Origin of the sequence: Phaeovulum veldkampii DSM 11550 (assembly GCF_003034995.1) — a bacterium.
Taxonomy (GTDB): domain Bacteria; phylum Pseudomonadota; class Alphaproteobacteria; order Rhodobacterales; family Rhodobacteraceae; genus Phaeovulum; species Phaeovulum veldkampii.
Window position 1 is genome coordinate 1 of the sequence record NZ_PZKF01000108.1, and the last position, 1,377, is coordinate 1,377.

Genomic DNA, 1,377 nt, shown 5'->3' on the forward strand with positions numbered 1-1,377 from the left:
CGAGCTATGCTCGAAAGTTGGTGACGGCGCGATCAGGCGGCTTTGATTTCGTGCTTGATGCCGTCGCGGAATTCAACCCCTTGGATGATCTCGGGGAGGCGGTTTTGGCCGTCGAGTTTGCGCCATTTCTTCTTGGCTGACAGCATCAGCTGGTGGGTCAGCGCCAGTGCCGACTGGCGGCTGAGGCAGCCTTTGGTCTTGGTGGTTCGATGCCGGACGGTGGCGAATGTGCTCTCGATCGGGTTTGTCGTCCTGATGTGCTTCCAGTGTTCGGCCGGGAAGCCGTAGAACGCCAACAGGTCATCGCGGTCTTTGGTCAGGCATTTCACCGCCCGGTCATATTTCACGCCGTAAGCCTCAACGAAGAACTCGAAAGCGGCATTGGCCTCGGCCTTCGTCTCGGCCATCCAGATGTCTTTCAGCTGCGCCTTGGCCTTGGGCTGGACCGACTTGGGCATCGCGTTCAACACGTTCGCCGTCTTGTGGACCCAGCAGCGTTGAACGCGTGTTTTGCCATAAACTTCATGCAGCGCAGCCCAGAACCCCATGGCGCCGTCACCCACGGCCAGCTTGGGTGCGGCCTCCAGACCCCGGCGTTTCAGGTCCAGGAGCAGCTCGCGCCAGCTCTGTGTGCTCTCGCGAAAGCCGTCGATCAGGCCCAGCACATCCTTGTTGCCCCATTCGTCCGCACCGATAATCACCAGCATACATTGGCGATCCTCGTCCATTCTCGGGGTGAAGTAGACGCCGTCTGCCCAGAAATAGACATAGCGCCGTGCTGACAGATCGCGCCTAGACCAGCGTTCATAATCGTCCCACCAATCCGCCTTCAGCCGGGTGATGGTCGTGGCCGACAATCCTGGCGCGTCCGGCCCCAGCAGCGCCGCCAGCGCATCGGAGAAATCGCCGGTCGATATGCCCTTGAGATAGAGCCAGGGCAGCAACTCCTCGACCGACCTGGCACGCCGAAGGTAGGGCGGCAGAATGGTCGAGGTGAACCGCAGCGGTGCGCCCTGCGGGGCCCGGTCCCTGACCCGGGGGACCTTCACCGGCACCGCGCCGATCCCGGTCTGAACCTCGCGTTCGGGCAGATGACCGTGACGCACCAGACGCCTGCGTCCCACAGCATCCGTCTGGTCGGAATGGGCGGTGATAAACGCATTCAGTTCGGCCTCAACTGCCTGCGCGATCAGTTTCCGCGCACCCTGGCGCAGCAAGTCTGTGAGCGGGTCAGGTGAAAATTCGTCTGGTGCGCGAAACGCGACAACCGTATCCTTCGTCATGTGGCATATCCTTTTCTCTGCGAGAACTGCGGCGCGTGAACAACGCCTTGATATGCCACCCAATCCCCCCGTCACCAACTTTCAGCTATAACTC

The 1,377-nt window shown here is 61.1% G+C and carries 1 protein-coding gene; it reads right to left on the bottom strand.

The features are described 5' to 3' along the window. Positions 1–32: 32 nt before the first annotated feature. A complete protein-coding gene (locus C5F46_RS16100) occupies positions 33–1,283 on the bottom strand; it encodes an IS256 family transposase (protein ID WP_107326301.1) in 1,251 nt (416 codons plus the stop codon). Positions 1,284–1,377: the final 94 nt, after the last annotated feature.